This window comes from Enterococcus sp. AZ103 (genome assembly GCF_051714685.1).
Classification (GTDB): Bacteria; Bacillota; Bacilli; order Lactobacillales; family Enterococcaceae; genus Enterococcus_A; species Enterococcus_A alishanensis.
Genome location: NZ_JBIOSI010000001.1, coordinates 987,605 through 1,002,208, shown reverse-complemented (window position 1 = coordinate 1,002,208; position 14,604 = coordinate 987,605). Strand labels below are relative to the sequence as shown.

The 14,604-nt window shown below is 37.0% G+C and carries 19 protein-coding genes and 1 pseudogene; 1 reads left to right on the top strand and 19 read right to left on the bottom strand.

From position 1 onward, the window contains the following. Window positions 1–67: 67 nt before the first annotated feature. From ID741_RS05135 to ID741_RS05100, 8 genes are all read right to left on the bottom strand, one after another. Complete coding sequence (locus tag ID741_RS05135; protein WP_438719298.1) at window positions 68–3,430, bottom strand: tape measure protein; 3,363 nt, start codon at window positions 3,428–3,430, stop codon at window positions 68–70. After that, window positions 3,423–4,082 (bottom strand): Gp15 family bacteriophage protein, encoded by a 660-nt coding sequence (locus ID741_RS05130; RefSeq protein WP_438719297.1) that lies wholly within the window; start codon window positions 4,080–4,082, stop codon window positions 3,423–3,425. Before ID741_RS05130 ends, ID741_RS05135 begins: the two co-directional genes overlap by 8 nt. A 2-nt stretch (window positions 4,083–4,084) precedes the next feature. After that, window positions 4,085–4,450 carry a hypothetical protein gene (locus tag ID741_RS05125; RefSeq protein WP_438719295.1) on the bottom strand — a complete coding sequence of 122 codons (366 nt, stop codon included), beginning with the start codon at window positions 4,448–4,450 and terminating at the stop codon, window positions 4,085–4,087. A 61-nt stretch (window positions 4,451–4,511) separates the two neighbouring features. After that, the gene (locus ID741_RS05120; RefSeq protein ID WP_438719294.1) at window positions 4,512–4,964 is read right to left on the bottom strand and encodes a phage tail tube protein; all 453 of its coding nucleotides are present in this window, start codon (window positions 4,962–4,964) and stop codon (window positions 4,512–4,514) included. 12 nt (window positions 4,965–4,976) lie between these two features. Continuing rightward, a complete protein-coding gene (locus ID741_RS05115; protein ID WP_438719293.1) occupies window positions 4,977–5,363 on the bottom strand; it encodes a phage tail terminator protein in 387 nt (128 codons plus the stop codon). Next, entirely contained in the window at window positions 5,363–5,707 is a 345-nt protein-coding gene (locus tag ID741_RS05110; RefSeq protein ID WP_438719292.1) for a minor capsid protein, read from the bottom strand. Before ID741_RS05110 ends, ID741_RS05115 begins: the two co-directional genes overlap by 1 nt. After that, entirely contained in the window at window positions 5,707–6,048 is a 342-nt protein-coding gene (locus ID741_RS05105) for a putative minor capsid protein (protein WP_438719291.1), read from the bottom strand. Before ID741_RS05105 ends, ID741_RS05110 begins: the two co-directional genes overlap by 1 nt. After that, window positions 6,042–6,437, bottom strand: coding sequence for a hypothetical protein (locus ID741_RS05100; RefSeq protein WP_438719290.1), 396 nt, complete (start codon window positions 6,435–6,437; stop codon window positions 6,042–6,044). The genes ID741_RS05105 and ID741_RS05100 overlap by 7 nt, the downstream gene beginning before the upstream one ends. A gap of 32 nt (window positions 6,438–6,469) precedes the next feature. On the opposite strand from ID741_RS05100, the gene ID741_RS05095 reads away from it, so the two are divergent. Further along, window positions 6,470–6,724: a hypothetical protein gene (locus tag ID741_RS05095; protein ID WP_438719289.1), complete on the top strand. Its 255-nt coding sequence runs from the start codon at window positions 6,470–6,472 to the stop codon at window positions 6,722–6,724. Here ID741_RS05095 and ID741_RS05090 read toward each other — a convergent pair. The 11 genes and pseudogenes from ID741_RS05090 to terS all read right to left on the bottom strand — a co-directional run bounded on the left by ID741_RS05090 (window position 6,701) and on the right by terS (window position 14,428). Continuing rightward, window positions 6,701–6,943, bottom strand: coding sequence for a hypothetical protein (locus tag ID741_RS05090; protein ID WP_438719288.1), 243 nt, complete (start codon window positions 6,941–6,943; stop codon window positions 6,701–6,703). The genes ID741_RS05095 and ID741_RS05090 overlap by 24 nt on opposite strands. 49 nt (window positions 6,944–6,992) lie before the next feature. Beyond that, window positions 6,993–7,097 carry a HeH/LEM domain-containing protein gene (locus tag ID741_RS05085; protein WP_438719287.1) on the bottom strand — a complete coding sequence of 35 codons (105 nt, stop codon included), beginning with the start codon at window positions 7,095–7,097 and terminating at the stop codon, window positions 6,993–6,995. A 37-nt stretch (window positions 7,098–7,134) separates the two neighbouring features. Then, window positions 7,135–8,019: a phage capsid protein gene (locus ID741_RS05080; protein WP_438719286.1), complete on the bottom strand. Its 885-nt coding sequence runs from the start codon at window positions 8,017–8,019 to the stop codon at window positions 7,135–7,137. A gap of 17 nt (window positions 8,020–8,036) precedes the next feature. Next, the gene (locus ID741_RS05075; RefSeq protein ID WP_438719285.1) at window positions 8,037–8,594 is read right to left on the bottom strand and encodes a phage scaffolding protein; all 558 of its coding nucleotides are present in this window, start codon (window positions 8,592–8,594) and stop codon (window positions 8,037–8,039) included. A 99-nt stretch (window positions 8,595–8,693) separates the two neighbouring features. Further along, entirely contained in the window at window positions 8,694–8,954 is a 261-nt protein-coding gene (locus ID741_RS05070; RefSeq protein ID WP_438719284.1) for a hypothetical protein, read from the bottom strand. 108 nt (window positions 8,955–9,062) lie between these two features. Then, the gene (locus tag ID741_RS05065) at window positions 9,063–9,302 is read right to left on the bottom strand and encodes a hypothetical protein (RefSeq protein WP_438719283.1); all 240 of its coding nucleotides are present in this window, start codon (window positions 9,300–9,302) and stop codon (window positions 9,063–9,065) included. Between the two features lie 3 nt (window positions 9,303–9,305). Then, complete coding sequence (locus ID741_RS05060) at window positions 9,306–9,656, bottom strand: polymorphic toxin type 50 domain-containing protein (RefSeq protein WP_438720450.1); 351 nt, start codon at window positions 9,654–9,656, stop codon at window positions 9,306–9,308. Then, a pseudogene (locus tag ID741_RS05055) lies at window positions 9,636–10,790 on the bottom strand (phage minor capsid protein); the annotation flags it as partial. The pseudogene ID741_RS05055 and the gene ID741_RS05060, both read right to left, overlap by 21 nt. Continuing rightward, window positions 10,790–12,274: a phage portal protein gene (locus tag ID741_RS05050; protein WP_438719282.1), complete on the bottom strand. Its 1,485-nt coding sequence runs from the start codon at window positions 12,272–12,274 to the stop codon at window positions 10,790–10,792. The pseudogene ID741_RS05055 and the gene ID741_RS05050, both read right to left, overlap by 1 nt. Window positions 12,275–12,333: 59 nt before the next feature. Further along, window positions 12,334–13,677 carry a PBSX family phage terminase large subunit gene (locus ID741_RS05045; protein WP_438719281.1) on the bottom strand — a complete coding sequence of 448 codons (1,344 nt, stop codon included), beginning with the start codon at window positions 13,675–13,677 and terminating at the stop codon, window positions 12,334–12,336. Beyond that, window positions 13,670–14,428, bottom strand: a complete 759-nt coding sequence (gene terS, locus ID741_RS05040; protein WP_438719280.1) for a phage terminase small subunit — start codon at window positions 14,426–14,428, stop codon at window positions 13,670–13,672. The genes ID741_RS05045 and terS overlap by 8 nt, the downstream gene beginning before the upstream one ends. Window positions 14,429–14,604 lie beyond the last annotated feature (176 nt).

Genomic DNA, 14,604 nt, shown 5'->3' with positions numbered 1-14,604 from the left:
AATATTCGCATGTTAAATTCATTTGATCTTCTTCCTCTATATTGGAAGAAAGGGTAACTTGTTAAATCTATTCTAAACGCCCCCTTTGTTGTCTTTCAGTTAAGATAGCAAGTTGCCTTGAAGTATTTTCAACACCTTTATCGCTAGATAAATCGGCTTTTTCAATATTAATATGGAAGACTGGCTGATAAGTCTTAGAACTGCTTGTAGAATTATTAACTACTGAATTGCCTCGTGAAAGTGCCCCTATTTGATTCCCTCCTAAAGCAAGTTCTGGAGTCAATCCTCTAAACATATTAGTGGAAATTTTTTTTAAGGAATCATCGATAGTATGCGCATCTTTATCAATTCCTACCGCAATTCCTTGGGGAATAAACCGTCCTACTTTATCTCTCATGACACGAGAAGGTGAATTAATATCTAGTGCGCTTTGCATAGTTTGGGTTATTTGACTTGCGACATCTTGAGCTGCTTGAATTGCTTGTGCAGAATTATTAATGATGCCATTAGCCAGACCCGCCATGGCATTTGCGCCTATATCCCCCATTGAATCAGTAAATGAATTTGTGGCAGATATCAAGCTTTCTACAAGCGAAGATATTTTTCCTTTTGGTTCCTCTTTTTTAGATTCAATTCCATCGGCTAATCCTTGCGTTACATTTTCCCCGATTTCATGAAAAACTCTTGAAGGACTGTGTACTGCTAAATTATCCTTTGCTACAGTAGGTAACTTATTCGCCATATTTCCTGCGGCTTCTTCTGCTTCTTTACTTCCTTCATTGATTCCATCACGCATGCCTGCTGGAATTTGAGTTCCTATTGATTTAAAGTCTTGTTCTGCTGCTTTAGTTTTTGCAAGTGTTGCAGCATCATCAATCATGGAACCAGTGATATCAGACACTTGTTTTTTATTGGTTTCAATTGCTACACGCATCTGATCAGTCATATCTTTTCCGACAGATCCAAAATCTGCCGCAGCTATTTGTTGCCCCATAGTAGCCTGCGACTCTGGAATAATCTTGGCGACTTCATCATTAACACCAACTTTGCCTAGTTGTAGCGATTGACTCATTGCAGACATAGCTGTACTCCCACCATTCCCATAAACTTCGTTTAACCTTTGAAGTTGTTCATCAGAAGCATTTACTAACTCTGCTGTATAGGCTGCTCCTTCCGGTCCCATTTTTCTAAGTTGTTCTAATAAGCCTTGATTGACTCCTCGATCTGCAAGAGCTGCAATATTTTCTGACCATGCCGCAATTGTTTCTTGGTTTTTCTGCAGATTCGCAATCATTTCTTCCGTTGAAATCGCACTACTCACAGAAATCTGCTCAAAAGCATTAGTTGCTTTTTCCTCCAGGCTTTGATATTCCGATCGCATAGAATCCATTACTTCTTTTTGCGTATCATTCAATGCTTCGTAAGATACCTGTTGCTTAAACACGCCATTCTCAACTGCAACACTAGCTAAATTAATAGCTTCCTCATGAACCCTTGCTGTAGATTGGAATTCGGTTTGTAAAGCAAACTGTGTTTCTTTCAATTTTGCTTCTTTACTATCTAGTTCTTCGACTGCTTCAGCTGCTTTCTTCGCCTCTGCTGGAGAACTTCCAACTGTTTCGTTCCACTCCTTACGCAAAGCATTAATTTCCATCAATTTAGCTTCTATACTATTTCGCTCTTCAATAATGGTGTTCATTTGCTTTTGTGCTTCTTGGGCTTTACCTAACTCTTTAAAAGCATTAACTTGCTCTGTTATTTTAGCTGGCGTTTGAGACAGGGTATCATTTTGTGCATCGTATGATATATTCAATCCTTTTACTGAATTGTTTAATTCATCGACAATTTTTTTCAAGTTATTCTTCTCTGCTGTTGTCTTTCCTTGCTTAGCAGATAATGCATCCAGTTCAACTATAAGATCTTGATAAGATTTTTTAGAGCTTTCAATAGATTCAATTTCTGATTTTCTATTTTGAATATTTGTTTCAGTCGTCTCAGAAAGTTTTTCAGATGAGGAGATAACCCCTTCTTGTTCCTTTTTCAATTGCTTGTACTCGTCACTTTCAGCGCTTAACTGTTTATATAGAGCTACTCCACCAGCCACTAACAGTCCAATAGCTGCAGTTACCCAGCCTATCGGACCCAAAGCAGCCTTAATGGCAGCACCAAAAGCACTTGTGGCTACCGTCGCTAAACTTGTAGTGCCTGTGAGAATACCCATTGCCACATTTTTTGCAGTGATTGCTGCTAAACTAAGGGCCGTAATAGTTGTTCCTGCTCTTTCTACTAGATTTTTTGCCAATTCCGCCCTTGCTTGAGCATTGATTGCTAAAGTATAAAGAGTACTTGCAACTTGAACTGCCTTTACTCCCACTAGATACACACGGATTGCTGCTTCAGACGCTAAAAATGCTTTTGATACGGAACGAATTATTAACATAGCTGTAATTGCTTCAACAAAACCTGTAATGGCTGGAGTATATGGTTCTAGTAGGCCAAATACTGATTTAATTACTTTTCCAAAAGATTCTAAATAAGGAGTCACTTTACCAATCGCTCCTGTGATGGATTCAAAAGCTTTATTGATGATTACTTTAGTTGAATCAAGATTTTGAGCAATTGTTTTTCCAGTTAACGCTTTTGTCGCATCATCCATTGCTTTCATCACGTTAGCTAAACCTTTTACTACAGCACTTTTCAAATTCTCAAAAGAGGTGCCAATACCTTCACTATTAATTTTGGCCAGTTTGGCTAATTCACCAGTACCAGTTCCTAATTCAATTAATTGATTTTGAAAGTCTTTAAAAGTAATGGTGCCCTTTTTCAAAGCTGAGTAAAGGTCTGACTGCGCTGTTTCTCCCACAAATCCCATTGCTTCAGCGGTCTTTTGTAAGCCTATAGGCATTGTTTCCTGCAGCGTACGCCATGATTGCATATCTACTTTACCAGTAGAAAGCATTTGAATATATTGTTCCATTCCTCGACTTGCGTCATCTGTGGAAGCACCACTGGCCAACATGGCATTGTTCAACGCAATGGTTGCATCAGTAGACTTATTCATATTCCCAGTAACTGAAGTCATCCGTTGTGCAGTAGAGACAACTGAATCAAGCCTTGTAGGCAAACCATCGATACCATCTGCTAGTTTATTAACGGATTTTTTAGAATCATCTGCTGAGAAACCTAAAGCAGACATGACTTTAGGATATTTCTGCATCGTATCAAAACGAGCTGTCGCATCCCCGACAGATTGCGCCAAGACATTAAAGGCCGCTGAAGCTATTTTCACTAGGCCAAGACCAGTTACTATGTCTTTAATACCGCCTGAAGCTTTTCCAGATTTCCCCTCCAACTTATCTAAATCAGTATTCAAAGATCGAATAGGTCTTCCGTCTGCATCAATTTGAATAGATATTCTGCCATCAGCCATTTTTCTCACCCTCCAATTCCGCTAATCTTTTTCTAGCAAATGCTTCTTTTTCTTCTCCAGATAATGAATTGAAATACAACAATTCTTCTGCATCCTTTTGACTGACGCCCAAAGAGTAATATTCTTGTAATTCCTTCATCTGACTTTCTTCTTCTGGAGATGTATATTTATTTGGCTTCCATTTTCTGATACCTATGACTTGTGCTAACTTCGTCTTATCACTTAAGCCATTTAGCAGAGCTTTAAACTTCTTCCAATGGAGCCTACCTCGCTCCTCTATTAAATCCAAATGATAGTCATAATAAAAAGACGCAAATATGATATCGGCGTCTTCTTCAATGGAATAGTATTCTTTTTCTGCTGTTTCTTTCTTATTCATTGACGCAAAAATAGCAGCGGGTTTTTCCGTCAAGACTTGTGTTTGAATGACTTGGTTGATTAGCTCTGCTTGATCTTCAATGGAGAGAGGAGGGAGGTTTTCTGGTGGACCTAATAACAGTTTCATTGAAAAATTTAATCGCGTTTTTTCTGAGATTTCTTTATCAGACAACAAGTCTAAAAATCTCAAAACAACGTCATAAGATAAATTCAATTGATACACTTCCCCTAAAATTTCCACCTTATCCTCCAAGCCATAAGCAAAGGAAAACATTGTTACTCACCGAGGTATTTCTTCGATTTATCAGATACCATAGCAGCTTCTATTTCCTGAGGCATTTGATTCTCTAATTCAATTAAAACGTCGGTCATTCCATCTACACTTTTTACTTCACTATAGACTTTGTCATATGCACCCTTACCCAATAAGAAATCAAAAGATTCTCGTTGTGCTTGTTTTAACCGTGATACTCGTTCTTTTTTTGATAATTCATCAGAAATACTGATGGATTCAATTTTTTTGACAACTTTTGTGAGAGTATCCTCCATCTTTAATACTGCGTCATCAGATAAATCAAATTCAAACGTATTGGAACCAATTTCTACAGGAATAAACTTTCTTTTGGCATTAATTTTAATCATTTTTTTGCCCTCCTTATATGTATAAGAGGATGCTGTATAGCATCCTCAAAAAAAACAACTTCTATTTTCCTCCAGAAGATTTTGCGGCTGGAGTCTTCACAGACTCAGTAGGTAAACCTTCAAATGAGATAGTACATTTGAATTCTGAAGGATCATTTGCTTCACCACCATGTGCTTGGATATCACTAATTTTTGCGGGACCTTCAATAATTGTGCCATCAGGTTCTTCAACCTTTAAATAGCAGCTACGTTCATCTAATTTAAATAGCTTCTTACGCATAAAATCTTGTGCTGCATCTCCATATTTTCGATGTCCTTCGAAGGCATAAGAAACAGTCACACTTTTAGTGAATTTTGAAGTCCCACCATTTAGATCGTAGTAACCAATGTTCTCAGAATCTTCTTCAAATTCTGGGGCAATAGCGGTGATCCCGCCACCGATTAAAATTAAATCTTCCTTCGTATTCCCTACATAGTGTTTCCGTAAAAAGTTTTGATAAATTGTTGCATCCATGTGTTATTCCTCCTAATAAGTAATTATTTTTGCCTGAATATCCAATAAAAAAACAAACCAATCTTGTGTCTCAGTAGGTCCAATAAAAGGTTTGCTTGCAATTGTGATGTTCATAAATGAAAATGAATGATTTTGACTGTCTAATTCTTTTAATTTTTCAATAAAATCAGCTATCTTCCAAAGAGTCGATTCCACTTTGGAACCATCATTTGATTTCATTGCAATTTCGTAATTTAATATTTCTTCCTTACTACCATCGTAAAATCGTTGAGAAATATGTCCACCAGGTATAGGTGTAATTGCTAAACTCTCTTTCTCTGATAAGAATCCTTTTCGGATTTTCAATGGCAATTCGGGAATAGAGTTAATTGATTCGTTTAATCGATCTAAAAAATCCATTAATTAATACCAGCCCCTTTCAAATAGGCACGTTTCCATGCTGGTAAATACATTCCTGTTGCTCTCAAATCCCATCGTTTACCTGTCCCTGGTGTGGAATACTTTCTAAAGACAGCTTTACCACTAGAACCGTAAAACTGTGCTTTTGCATAAGGCATTTGATAATGAACCGCACTGCCGTCTCTTTCAATTGAGGTAGCTATCCGTAAGTTTCCTTCCTTCATAGGAACAAACTGATTCATGTCTGCCATGGCTTGATTAGCCAGAGCCTGTTGTCCTCTGATATTGGCTTCTACACTAATTTTCTTTCGAATACCACTTAAATTAACAGATATCCCAACCATTAGATCACCTCTAACTCGTAAGAATAGATCTGATTAACATAAGGCTCCTTGAATACCGCTGCACTAATGACCTTGTGTTCCTCACCATCAAATATAACCATATCTTGTTCTTTAAAATCAGGTAAAGGTGTCGTTAGACCGTAATAACAAAAAACCTTTGCATTTCTTAACAACTGTTTGCCATCAGATGTAAAAGCATACTTTGGTTTCCTGTCAATTCGTACATGTTCTACAGATTCATAATCACCGTAAATTGGTTTATTATAATCTCCTTCACCTTCATACGTTCTATGAACTATTTTGTCAGTAAGCATTTCGATTGGTGGCTTTTGAACTAACATGATGGGACACCCCTATACAATAGACCAGTACCTTCTAAGTAAATAAACACGTCATCAGGTACAAGTGCTTTACTTTCGTTTGACCCCGAAGCATTGTACCGGCTCACATTTGAGACATTTGTAGACCCGATTTGAACTGACTGCGGCGCTTTATTTAGAGACTCAAACGTATCTGCATCCATTTCTGTGAAGTAGTTTATTTGAGCCACTAAAGCACGTTTAAAACGTTCAGAACGAAAAGAAATATCTTTGATAATATCTTTTTTCAAATAGAAATTATTCGTTATATTATCTAGTAAAATCGCAGCTTTAGGATAATATAAGTTGAATTTTTCTTCTGATGCTCGACCATCTAATTTTTCATAATCTTTAAAATTCATATAACTCATGGACCTCCTCCTAACTGTGAAGAATTTATCTCATGTATAATGAAGCCGCTGGAGGGAAAGATATGCTTAAAACTAATAAAAATATTAAAACAATAAAAACCATTACAAATTTGATTGTTCATGAATCAAAAAGAGCTGTTCCAGTAGGTGTAACCCACAATTTACAATTACCGCATTTTAATCAAAATATAGTTAAAGAAATTACTTTACATCTCATTAAAAATGGAACAATTACTGCAATATTAGTCAAAGAAAAGAATGGATTATGGACAATCGTCTTTGATTAATTCCAGCAACTCTTTAGGCGTCGAATTAGGAAGATATTCAACAATTAAAATCGGTATATCTGCGGCATTAAGGTGTAATTTCACGCTCTTGATGCCTTTTCCTAATTTCATTTGATTAACCAGTATTTCACCATAACAGCATGGCTTATTACCTGTCATTTTCAAAGATAGCTCATCAAAAATAATTTCTCCTCTTCGATGATCATTTTTTCTTAACATTATCTTCCCTCTTTCCACCATGATTATTCTCATATAAAAAGGAGGAAGACTATTTGTCTTCCTCAAGCAATTGAATTAAATCAGATTTATTCGCTGACTGCGGAATAGTTACATTTCGATCATTAAGAAGTGCTTTCAACTGTGGCACAGTCATCTCACTATAAGAAACGGACTCTTTAAAAGCCCGCTCTTTAGGGAGTTGTTGTTACCTTCATAACAGCCAATTTATTTGCCGGAAGAATAAATTCTCCAGCTTTACCAGCACCCTGCAATGCTTTTCCGTCAAAATCTTCTGAATCAATTGCACGAGCCGTATTAATACCAGTAAATTGTTTACCCACCCCTGCAATTGATGTATAAGCAACTTCATCTGTTTGAAATTTAGCATCAGGAGTTTCTTTAATAACAAATCCCTTAAACTTAATTACACCATTTTCATCAATATTTGCTGAAGAATTCTTTGCAGTTGTCATTAATGGGTGGTCCACAATAGCATTGTAAAGCGCTGGTGCAACCCATGCGATTTTAGTACCTACTGCTTCTAAATTGACATATTCAGTAGCCAAATCATTGAATAAAGCCAATACTTTCTCTGGTGTATAATCAGCTAAAGCTTTTGACTTGTTGGCCACACTAGAAATAAACGCCCCACCTTTATTGTCAAACAACTGCACTTTTGCTTGTGCTTGTAAATCTAATCGATCTGCAATTGCTGCATTAAAATCGTTGTTCACTGTGTGAATATCAATACCTTCATGAAATACCCATTCCCAAGTATAGGGTACGTCAGTATCTTGATAGATAATTTCTGTACGATCCCCAAAGCGAGTTGATTTACTTGTTCCTGTTCCAAAACCAACGTTTGCATCTTTGTTGTATTCAGAACCTACTACAACTGGAATGTCGGAAGTTTTGATTGAGAATGCCGTTTTATTGTGCTGTACTCCGTCAAGTGCCTCAACACCCCCACCAAAGAATTCCGCAAAGAAAGCTTGTTTTTGATAAACTGCTTGCATTAGATCCTTAAACTGTTTCTGATATGAACGTACTGCTTGATTATTATTTTCTCCTGCCATTATTTGTTCCTTCTTTCTTAATTATATTTTGCTAATTTTGCTGCAAACGGATCTTCAGGCGTGCCATTATTTCCGCTAGGATTCCCACCAGTCGTGATTTGTGGCGTGGGTTCTGGTTGCTTTTCTGCTTGAAACAAGAACGACTTGTTCTCTTTCAAACTGTCTAATTGTTCGCTCAATCCTTGGACACCCGTCTCAGTGACTTTTACAGTGTCACGATCGATTAGATTCAACAGAATACTTTCATCCAATGCATTCGCTTCTTTTAGTGCTAATTTAATTGCAAAGTCTTTGTCTTTTTCCGCTAACGCAGTTTTTGAAGCTGTTTCAGATTCGTCAAATTTTGTTTGTAAGTCTGCAAGCTGTTGAGTTAATGCGTCATTTCCTTTCGCAGTCTCTTTCAAGGAATCTAATTCTGTCTGATTTGAATCTAATTGCTCTTTGAATTGATCTCGTTCTTGCTCTGCAGTAGCTAAGCTTTTATTCAATTCATTCACAGTTTGACCGTGCAACGCCATGGTTGATTCGATTTGTTCTTCTGATAAACCTAATTCTTTTAATGCTTCTCTTTTCATTTCCTTCATCCTTTCGAGTTTTAACGTGGCAACGACCACGATGGATTGAACAGTTTAATGCCATATTCAGGGCATAATAAAAATCCCTAAACGGACTTATTACTCATAATTCTTTTGTAACACGCGCATTTCAGACTGAATCTGATTTGCAAGCGCCTCTTTCTTCTTACCAGGCTTTGTGTTTCTTTGTTTATACAACAACTTGCGAATATCTTTATTTGTATAACAGATAGTAGTCTTTCCTTTACAGCACTGGCATTCTGCATAGGTGTGATGTACGGCATTTTCTAGCTTATCCGTCTTTTGAACAAATGGTGTTAGATTGCCACATAAACCACATTGGAACAAATTTTCGTTCATAATTATTCCTCCTGAATATTTTTCTGAACAGCAACTATACCAGCTTAATTACCTTCAAGCTGGTATGAGGCAAAACAAAAAGACGGACCATTAGGCACGCCTTTCTTTTTATTCGATGATTTCAATGTCTTTTATTTCCTGAATAAATACAGTTTCTAGTGGAATTGATTGCCTATATTTTTGAGGTAAATGTACGGTCTCCATGTCTAACAACATTGCATCACCTATATCGTTATCAAAATCAGTCTCACAATCCGTAACAAAAGCGGTGATAACAGAGCCGTTCTTTTTAATGATTTGAACGACATGCTCGATATAATCATACATATTAATTTTTTTATCTAACATAATTTATCCCCTCCTCGGCCTTGTTGGCACAATATGAATACCTGTTTTCGAAATATGAACTACTCCAACAGTCGTCACTTGTGTTTCCCCTGTTTTTTGATCCACATAATAACCAATATTGATATCAAAGTCTATTTGTTGTTTAGCATTATTGAAATCCTTAACGTTCTCATAGATTAATTGTTGCGCTCTTTTTTGTGAAATCGATAAATAACTCGGTTTTCCTCCAGATTTTGTTCCTTTTTCAAAATAAGCTTGATATTCTTTTGTTCCTCGTACATGTCGATTGAATTTTTCAGGGTTTATCTTTTCCCTAATGTTATCATATTTTTTATCATATCTGAAGTCTTTCAACAGCGTATTGACTGGGGTATAAACTTTTTCCCGAGCATAATTTCGTGATAGATTAGGATTGCTATCAACTAGCACACGTATAGCTTTTTGAGTAGCTGTAATCTTGCGTTGCCATTGACTTGCTCCATCCACATTACCCATTTCTCCAGCTACAAGCTTGTTCTTTTTAAATTTAACAACACGTCTTTCTAACTCTCGCTGCTTTTTATTCAACGCTGCTACTTTCACATTCTCTTTTGGGTCGTACTTCGGTTGATTATTTGTATTCACCCCTGGAATAAAAGGAATATGCAAATGCCTACAATTCACGCCACGATGACCACCTGCTGCCCCATATTCTGCCTGCCAATAAAGGTCATAAATGCTTCGGTACTCCCAATCAATGGGTAGCTCTGATTCAGGTCTGAGATCAACCACATTCCCTTGAATCTTAGAACAAGCTTCTCGTGAACCCATATGACTTGTTACAATCACCGTATGGATGCCATATTCACTCATGCGATCTTTTCTTAGACTGTCATAAGTATTCCCTAGTGTTGACTTTAAAACTGTTCTGACATACCTTTCTAGGCTCCATGTGTGCCCTCCCTTATCAACGAAGGTTGATCGAATGCCTTTTTGTGCCCACTGTTGGATTGTCCGCTCTAGTGCTCCTTCAAACGTAAAAAGACCACTGTTAAAAGCAGCCGTCGTTTTATTTATAATCTCATTAAACATTTTTGAAGTCGCTGAAGCATAACCATAATTTGTGCTTAAAAGAGTTTGATTCACGTAATTATTCATGTCACCCCAAACTTGGTTATGATAACTCCTCATGATTTCATCTAAGTTATTTGGCTTAGGCAAAGGATCGTAGGGTAATTGCTGGTCTAATTCCTCAATCATTTGCTCACCAGAACTCTCAAACATTCGACTAATTTCCGATTCCGCAAGACCAGTAACTTGGGCTATTGCCTTGGCTGCATCTCTATTGAAAAGGTGCAACTCTTGAAGTTTCTCCCGTTGCCAATCTAGAATATCCTTATGACCACTATTCAATCGCTTAATAATTAATCGTATCAATTCACCTTCCAATGATTGGTAAAGATGAGACATATTACTGGACCATAAATCTAATTGGTGAGGTGTGATCATTATTCCTCAGCTCCCAATTCTTTCTCTTCTTTAAATGCTTGTATTTCCCCTTCATCAAGACCAGATTCTTCTGACTGAATACGTTCAAACCACTTCTGAGCTTCCTCATCAGTTAACTTAAAGATTCCTTTGAGCGCTTCTGTAACAGGTACAAGCCCTGCCGTTTTCGCCTTACTGAAAAATTCTAGCTTTTGATCCACACTTTGAAAGATACCGTCATCAAAATCAACACTTATTTGTTCGAATGATGGGATCTTTCCTGAGTACAACTTCTGTCCATCAGCTAGAATTGTACCGGTTGCTAATTCTAAAGTAGAGATGACCAACCCTTTAATGAATTTTTCTACTTCGTTACAATGCATGTTTCTTGTTCGATAAGTTAATGAGTTTTCACTTACCACCTCAGTAGCTGTTTTCACTGATTGACCATCAAAACTAAAAGTACCAACGGATAATTGTAATTGCATTTCTAATGTTTTCATAAATTGATTAATCGAACTGATATACTGTTCAGATCGGATTTCATGGGTAATATCTTTAATCATTTCATGCTCATCATCCATTCTCATAGGACGATAAACATTTACGTCCGGATCAAAAATAGGTTCCATAACATTGCCCTGTTCATCTGGGAAATAATTCAAGGCATGATCACTTACTACTACAGTTCGTTGCCCCATTTGAATCTCCCAGTTAAATTGATCGAATGTATCATTTATCTGTTTTAGCGTATTGACACAATTGTCACAAATTCCGACACCTAGCGGACTATATAGACTAAAATTATTAAATCCGGCCGGCTTTAGATAGTTAAACAATGGCTTTGTCATTGTATGAAGTGTGGCTGTTTCTTTAAGCCCTTCATATTGACCGTTCATACCTATTGGCACACGGTCACCAATAACATGAGACTTTTCAGAGCGATATAATTCATTGGTAATGACGATATTACCACTCACCCATTCATGAAATTCAAGAAGTGTATAATGGATTGTTTTCTTATCTTCAACTTCTAATGTTTTAAACACTAGTACGCCTTCGGCAATACCATTTGACGTTGAACGTAGTGGATAGAAGGCATTTGCCAAAGCCCAAGAAAACTCCATTTCTCCAGTTTCCAAATCTACATAAGGTCGGACTGCTAAACCACCAGCCACAAACATTGGTTCAAGGTATTTCGTCATATTCTTTTTGAAATCATTGTGCTCAAATACATGTTGAATGTAGTCATTCGCAGCAGCGTCATCAACTTTAATTTCTACTTGTTCATTAAATACAAGACTCGCTAACATTTCCGCTGTCAGTTTTCTCATATTCATTGTCATGTACTTACGCTTTTTCATTTGGTTATTGGAATTAATATAAGATATCTCATCATAATCATTCCGATATTCTCTAAAATCTTGGTCAATCCTTTTCAATTCAATCGGATCAATATTAACCTTAGGGTGGTCGTTGATTGTATTCAGTGTTTGTCGGGACAAAGCATATCCTCCTCTCTTAAATAGGTTTTTTACGTTTTGAATGAAGTTCATCATTTCACCTACCTTTTCAACCGCCAGTCTCTTGCGTTGTCAACACAAGCATATTTAAATGCATCAACACTGTGGTCAAATTCCTTAATTACTTTTGGATCATCTGTATTCAAATACTTCTCATCAAACTGGTATCTCTTATGTTCTTCAATGAATAGGGTTAGGTCATCACAATTTGATAAACCAACCTTCATTGTTGGCTTTAAATAATAAAAACGCCCTTGAGCTAATAAGTCATGGACGTAATCAATCATATCAATATTCTTTTTTTTAGCGACTGGATGCCAACGTTGTCCATAGTCTTTGTAGTACTGATTTCTCAAACCACCCTCAGCGCTATCTATTGTCCTTTTCATAATCCGTGCGTTCCCGACATATTCATGGCCGGATGTCTTAATAACAAAGTCATGAAGCTCCTTTGATAAGTCACTGGGTGCCTTCTTAACTGCTTTACCTTGTGGCGAATAGTAGTACATATTCAATAAGATTACATTACCCTTAGCAGTTAATCCGAAACATAAACACACAGTAGCTGACGTTTGGTGTCCAACGTCAGTGGCATAATACAAAGCAACTATGCGGTCGTCATCTGGTAGTTCTTCAAGCGGTTTAAAAAGATCAATATTATAGACATTCGTTCCTAGTCCCACAGGTTCTCCAAGATACAAATACCTGTAATAATCAAAATCATTCTCTTTAATACGATTTATTTCATCTAACATTTGTTCGGTTACAAAACCAAGCTCATCATCCATATAGCTTGATTCGTGAACAAGATAATTATTTTGTCCTTTTAGGGATTCACTCCACTCATTGATCCATGAATAAGGATTACGCGGTGGATTGTAACTCCAGAAGAATTGCACGGAATCAGCTAGAGGGTGCTTTTGTCGCATGAAAGTCGTGTTCGTTTGATCAAACTCCTCTGAATCCTTGAACTCTGCGGCTTCTTCGTACCAGACTGCAATGATATTACCGATGTCGTTGGATTTTAGCTTTTGAAAATCATCTTGGCCATAAAAAAAGAATGTTGATCCTGTTTTTTTATGAACGATTCTAAAGGGTCCAGTCGTCCATCTGAACTGTTTTAATATCCCAAACTTGTTCAATGCCCATTGTATTTTAAGAAAGACACTGTCTCTTATAGTATTTCCAACTTTACGAATGACTACTACATTGGCCTTCTCACCTTTCAAAATATACTGCAACACCATGTAAACAAGCTTCAGCGCGATAACAGATGACTTGAAACTGTTTCGCCCACCTTTCAAAACGTTGTATCGAAACTTTGAAATCCAAACTGCTTTAAAATGTGGATTAATTTCTTTTTGAACATTGATTACTTTACTCATCTGAATCACTCCAAGCGTCGACAATCACTATTGACTCTGGATTATCTGAATCGTAACCCATATCATTTTTCATCTTAGCAATTTGAATGCCTGTTAATTCAGCTTTCTTATCAGCTAACTCTAGTTCCTTAAGCTGCTTTATAGATTTTGTTAGAGCGTTACTGATCCTAGTTAAAGCTTCTTCAATCCTAAGAATATCTTCAATTTTGCGCACTTCTTTTTCTCGTTTTTCCGTGATTTGCATTTGTGGCACTTCAACGGCAACCTTTTTTCCGCCCTTTTCAGAATCTATAAACTGTCTACGCCCTCGCAACTCATAAAGTCGTTCTTTTTCAACAAGGTTTAACCCCTGTTCCGCATTAGAAATACGCATCATCATTCTCCGTTGCCTTATTTTCAACAACCGTATTTCTTCGTTCAATATAAAAAGAGGGTCTTCGCTCAAACTTGAGTAAATTTCCCTCTCCTCAACAGACAGATAGTCTAAAAAAATGGTTTCGTATTCACCAGTTTTAAGTGCATTACTGTTTCCTTCTGAGGCCCCTCCACCAGAATTGCCCTTTGCATTCTCATTGCCAAGGGGTGCACCCCTTGATGAAGGTTGCACCCCTAAAGTTGCACCCCCACGTTGCCAGTTATTTCTTTTTTTCCAAGACTTTAATGTATTTATAGGAATGTCTAAAGAAGTCGCAATTTCTTTATATTGACAGCCTTTCTCATACATTTGTTTCGCTTGTTCTTTTTTATCCATACAACAAATCACACCACCTCGCAATCATAATGAATTGAGTTTGTTTTCTATTTTTCAATATCCATTTATACAAAAAAAGCAACCTCAAAAGGCTGCTTAATCACGTGAGACTGAGAGGAGCTGTCCCTCCCTTCCGGTTTTAAATTTTTTGATGTGTGAGTATCTAAATTTATAAA

What these genes read in the sequence shown, in the direction of transcription:
- ID741_RS05110 (WP_438719292.1), bottom strand. Translation starts at nt 5,707, where the DNA reads ATGGTTGGGATATCTGTTAATTTAAGTGGTATTCGAAAGAAAATTAGT.
- ID741_RS05115 (WP_438719293.1), bottom strand. Translation starts at nt 5,363, where the DNA reads ATGGATTTTTTAGATCGATTAAACGAATCAATTAACTCTATTCCCGAA.
- ID741_RS05085 (WP_438719287.1), bottom strand. Translation starts at nt 7,097, where the DNA reads ATGACTGTGCCACAGTTGAAAGCACTTCTTAATGATCGAAATGTAACT.
- ID741_RS05100 (WP_438719290.1), bottom strand. Translation starts at nt 6,437, where the DNA reads ATGAGTTATATGAATTTTAAAGATTATGAAAAATTAGATGGTCGAGCA.
- ID741_RS05080 (WP_438719286.1), bottom strand. Translation starts at nt 8,019, where the DNA reads ATGGCAGGAGAAAATAATAATCAAGCAGTACGTTCATATCAGAAACAG.
- ID741_RS05090 (WP_438719288.1), bottom strand. Translation starts at nt 6,943, where the DNA reads ATGTTAAGAAAAAATGATCATCGAAGAGGAGAAATTATTTTTGATGAG.
- ID741_RS05045 (WP_438719281.1), bottom strand. Translation starts at nt 13,677, where the DNA reads ATGAGTAAAGTAATCAATGTTCAAAAAGAAATTAATCCACATTTTAAA.
- ID741_RS05125 (WP_438719295.1), bottom strand. Translation starts at nt 4,450, where the DNA reads ATGATTAAAATTAATGCCAAAAGAAAGTTTATTCCTGTAGAAATTGGT.
- ID741_RS05135 (WP_438719298.1), bottom strand. Translation starts at nt 3,430, where the DNA reads ATGGCTGATGGCAGAATATCTATTCAAATTGATGCAGACGGAAGACCT.
- ID741_RS05065 (WP_438719283.1), bottom strand. Translation starts at nt 9,302, where the DNA reads ATGTTAGATAAAAAAATTAATATGTATGATTATATCGAGCATGTCGTT.
- ID741_RS05095 (WP_438719289.1), top strand. Translation starts at nt 6,470, where the DNA reads ATGTATAATGAAGCCGCTGGAGGGAAAGATATGCTTAAAACTAATAAA.
- ID741_RS05070 (WP_438719284.1), bottom strand. Translation starts at nt 8,954, where the DNA reads ATGAACGAAAATTTGTTCCAATGTGGTTTATGTGGCAATCTAACACCA.
- ID741_RS05130 (WP_438719297.1), bottom strand. Translation starts at nt 4,082, where the DNA reads ATGTTTTCCTTTGCTTATGGCTTGGAGGATAAGGTGGAAATTTTAGGG.
- ID741_RS05120 (WP_438719294.1), bottom strand. Translation starts at nt 4,964, where the DNA reads ATGGATGCAACAATTTATCAAAACTTTTTACGGAAACACTATGTAGGG.
- ID741_RS05075 (WP_438719285.1), bottom strand. Translation starts at nt 8,594, where the DNA reads ATGAAAAGAGAAGCATTAAAAGAATTAGGTTTATCAGAAGAACAAATC.
- terS (WP_438719280.1), bottom strand. Translation starts at nt 14,428, where the DNA reads ATGGATAAAAAAGAACAAGCGAAACAAATGTATGAGAAAGGCTGTCAA.
- ID741_RS05105 (WP_438719291.1), bottom strand. Translation starts at nt 6,048, where the DNA reads ATGTTAGTTCAAAAGCCACCAATCGAAATGCTTACTGACAAAATAGTT.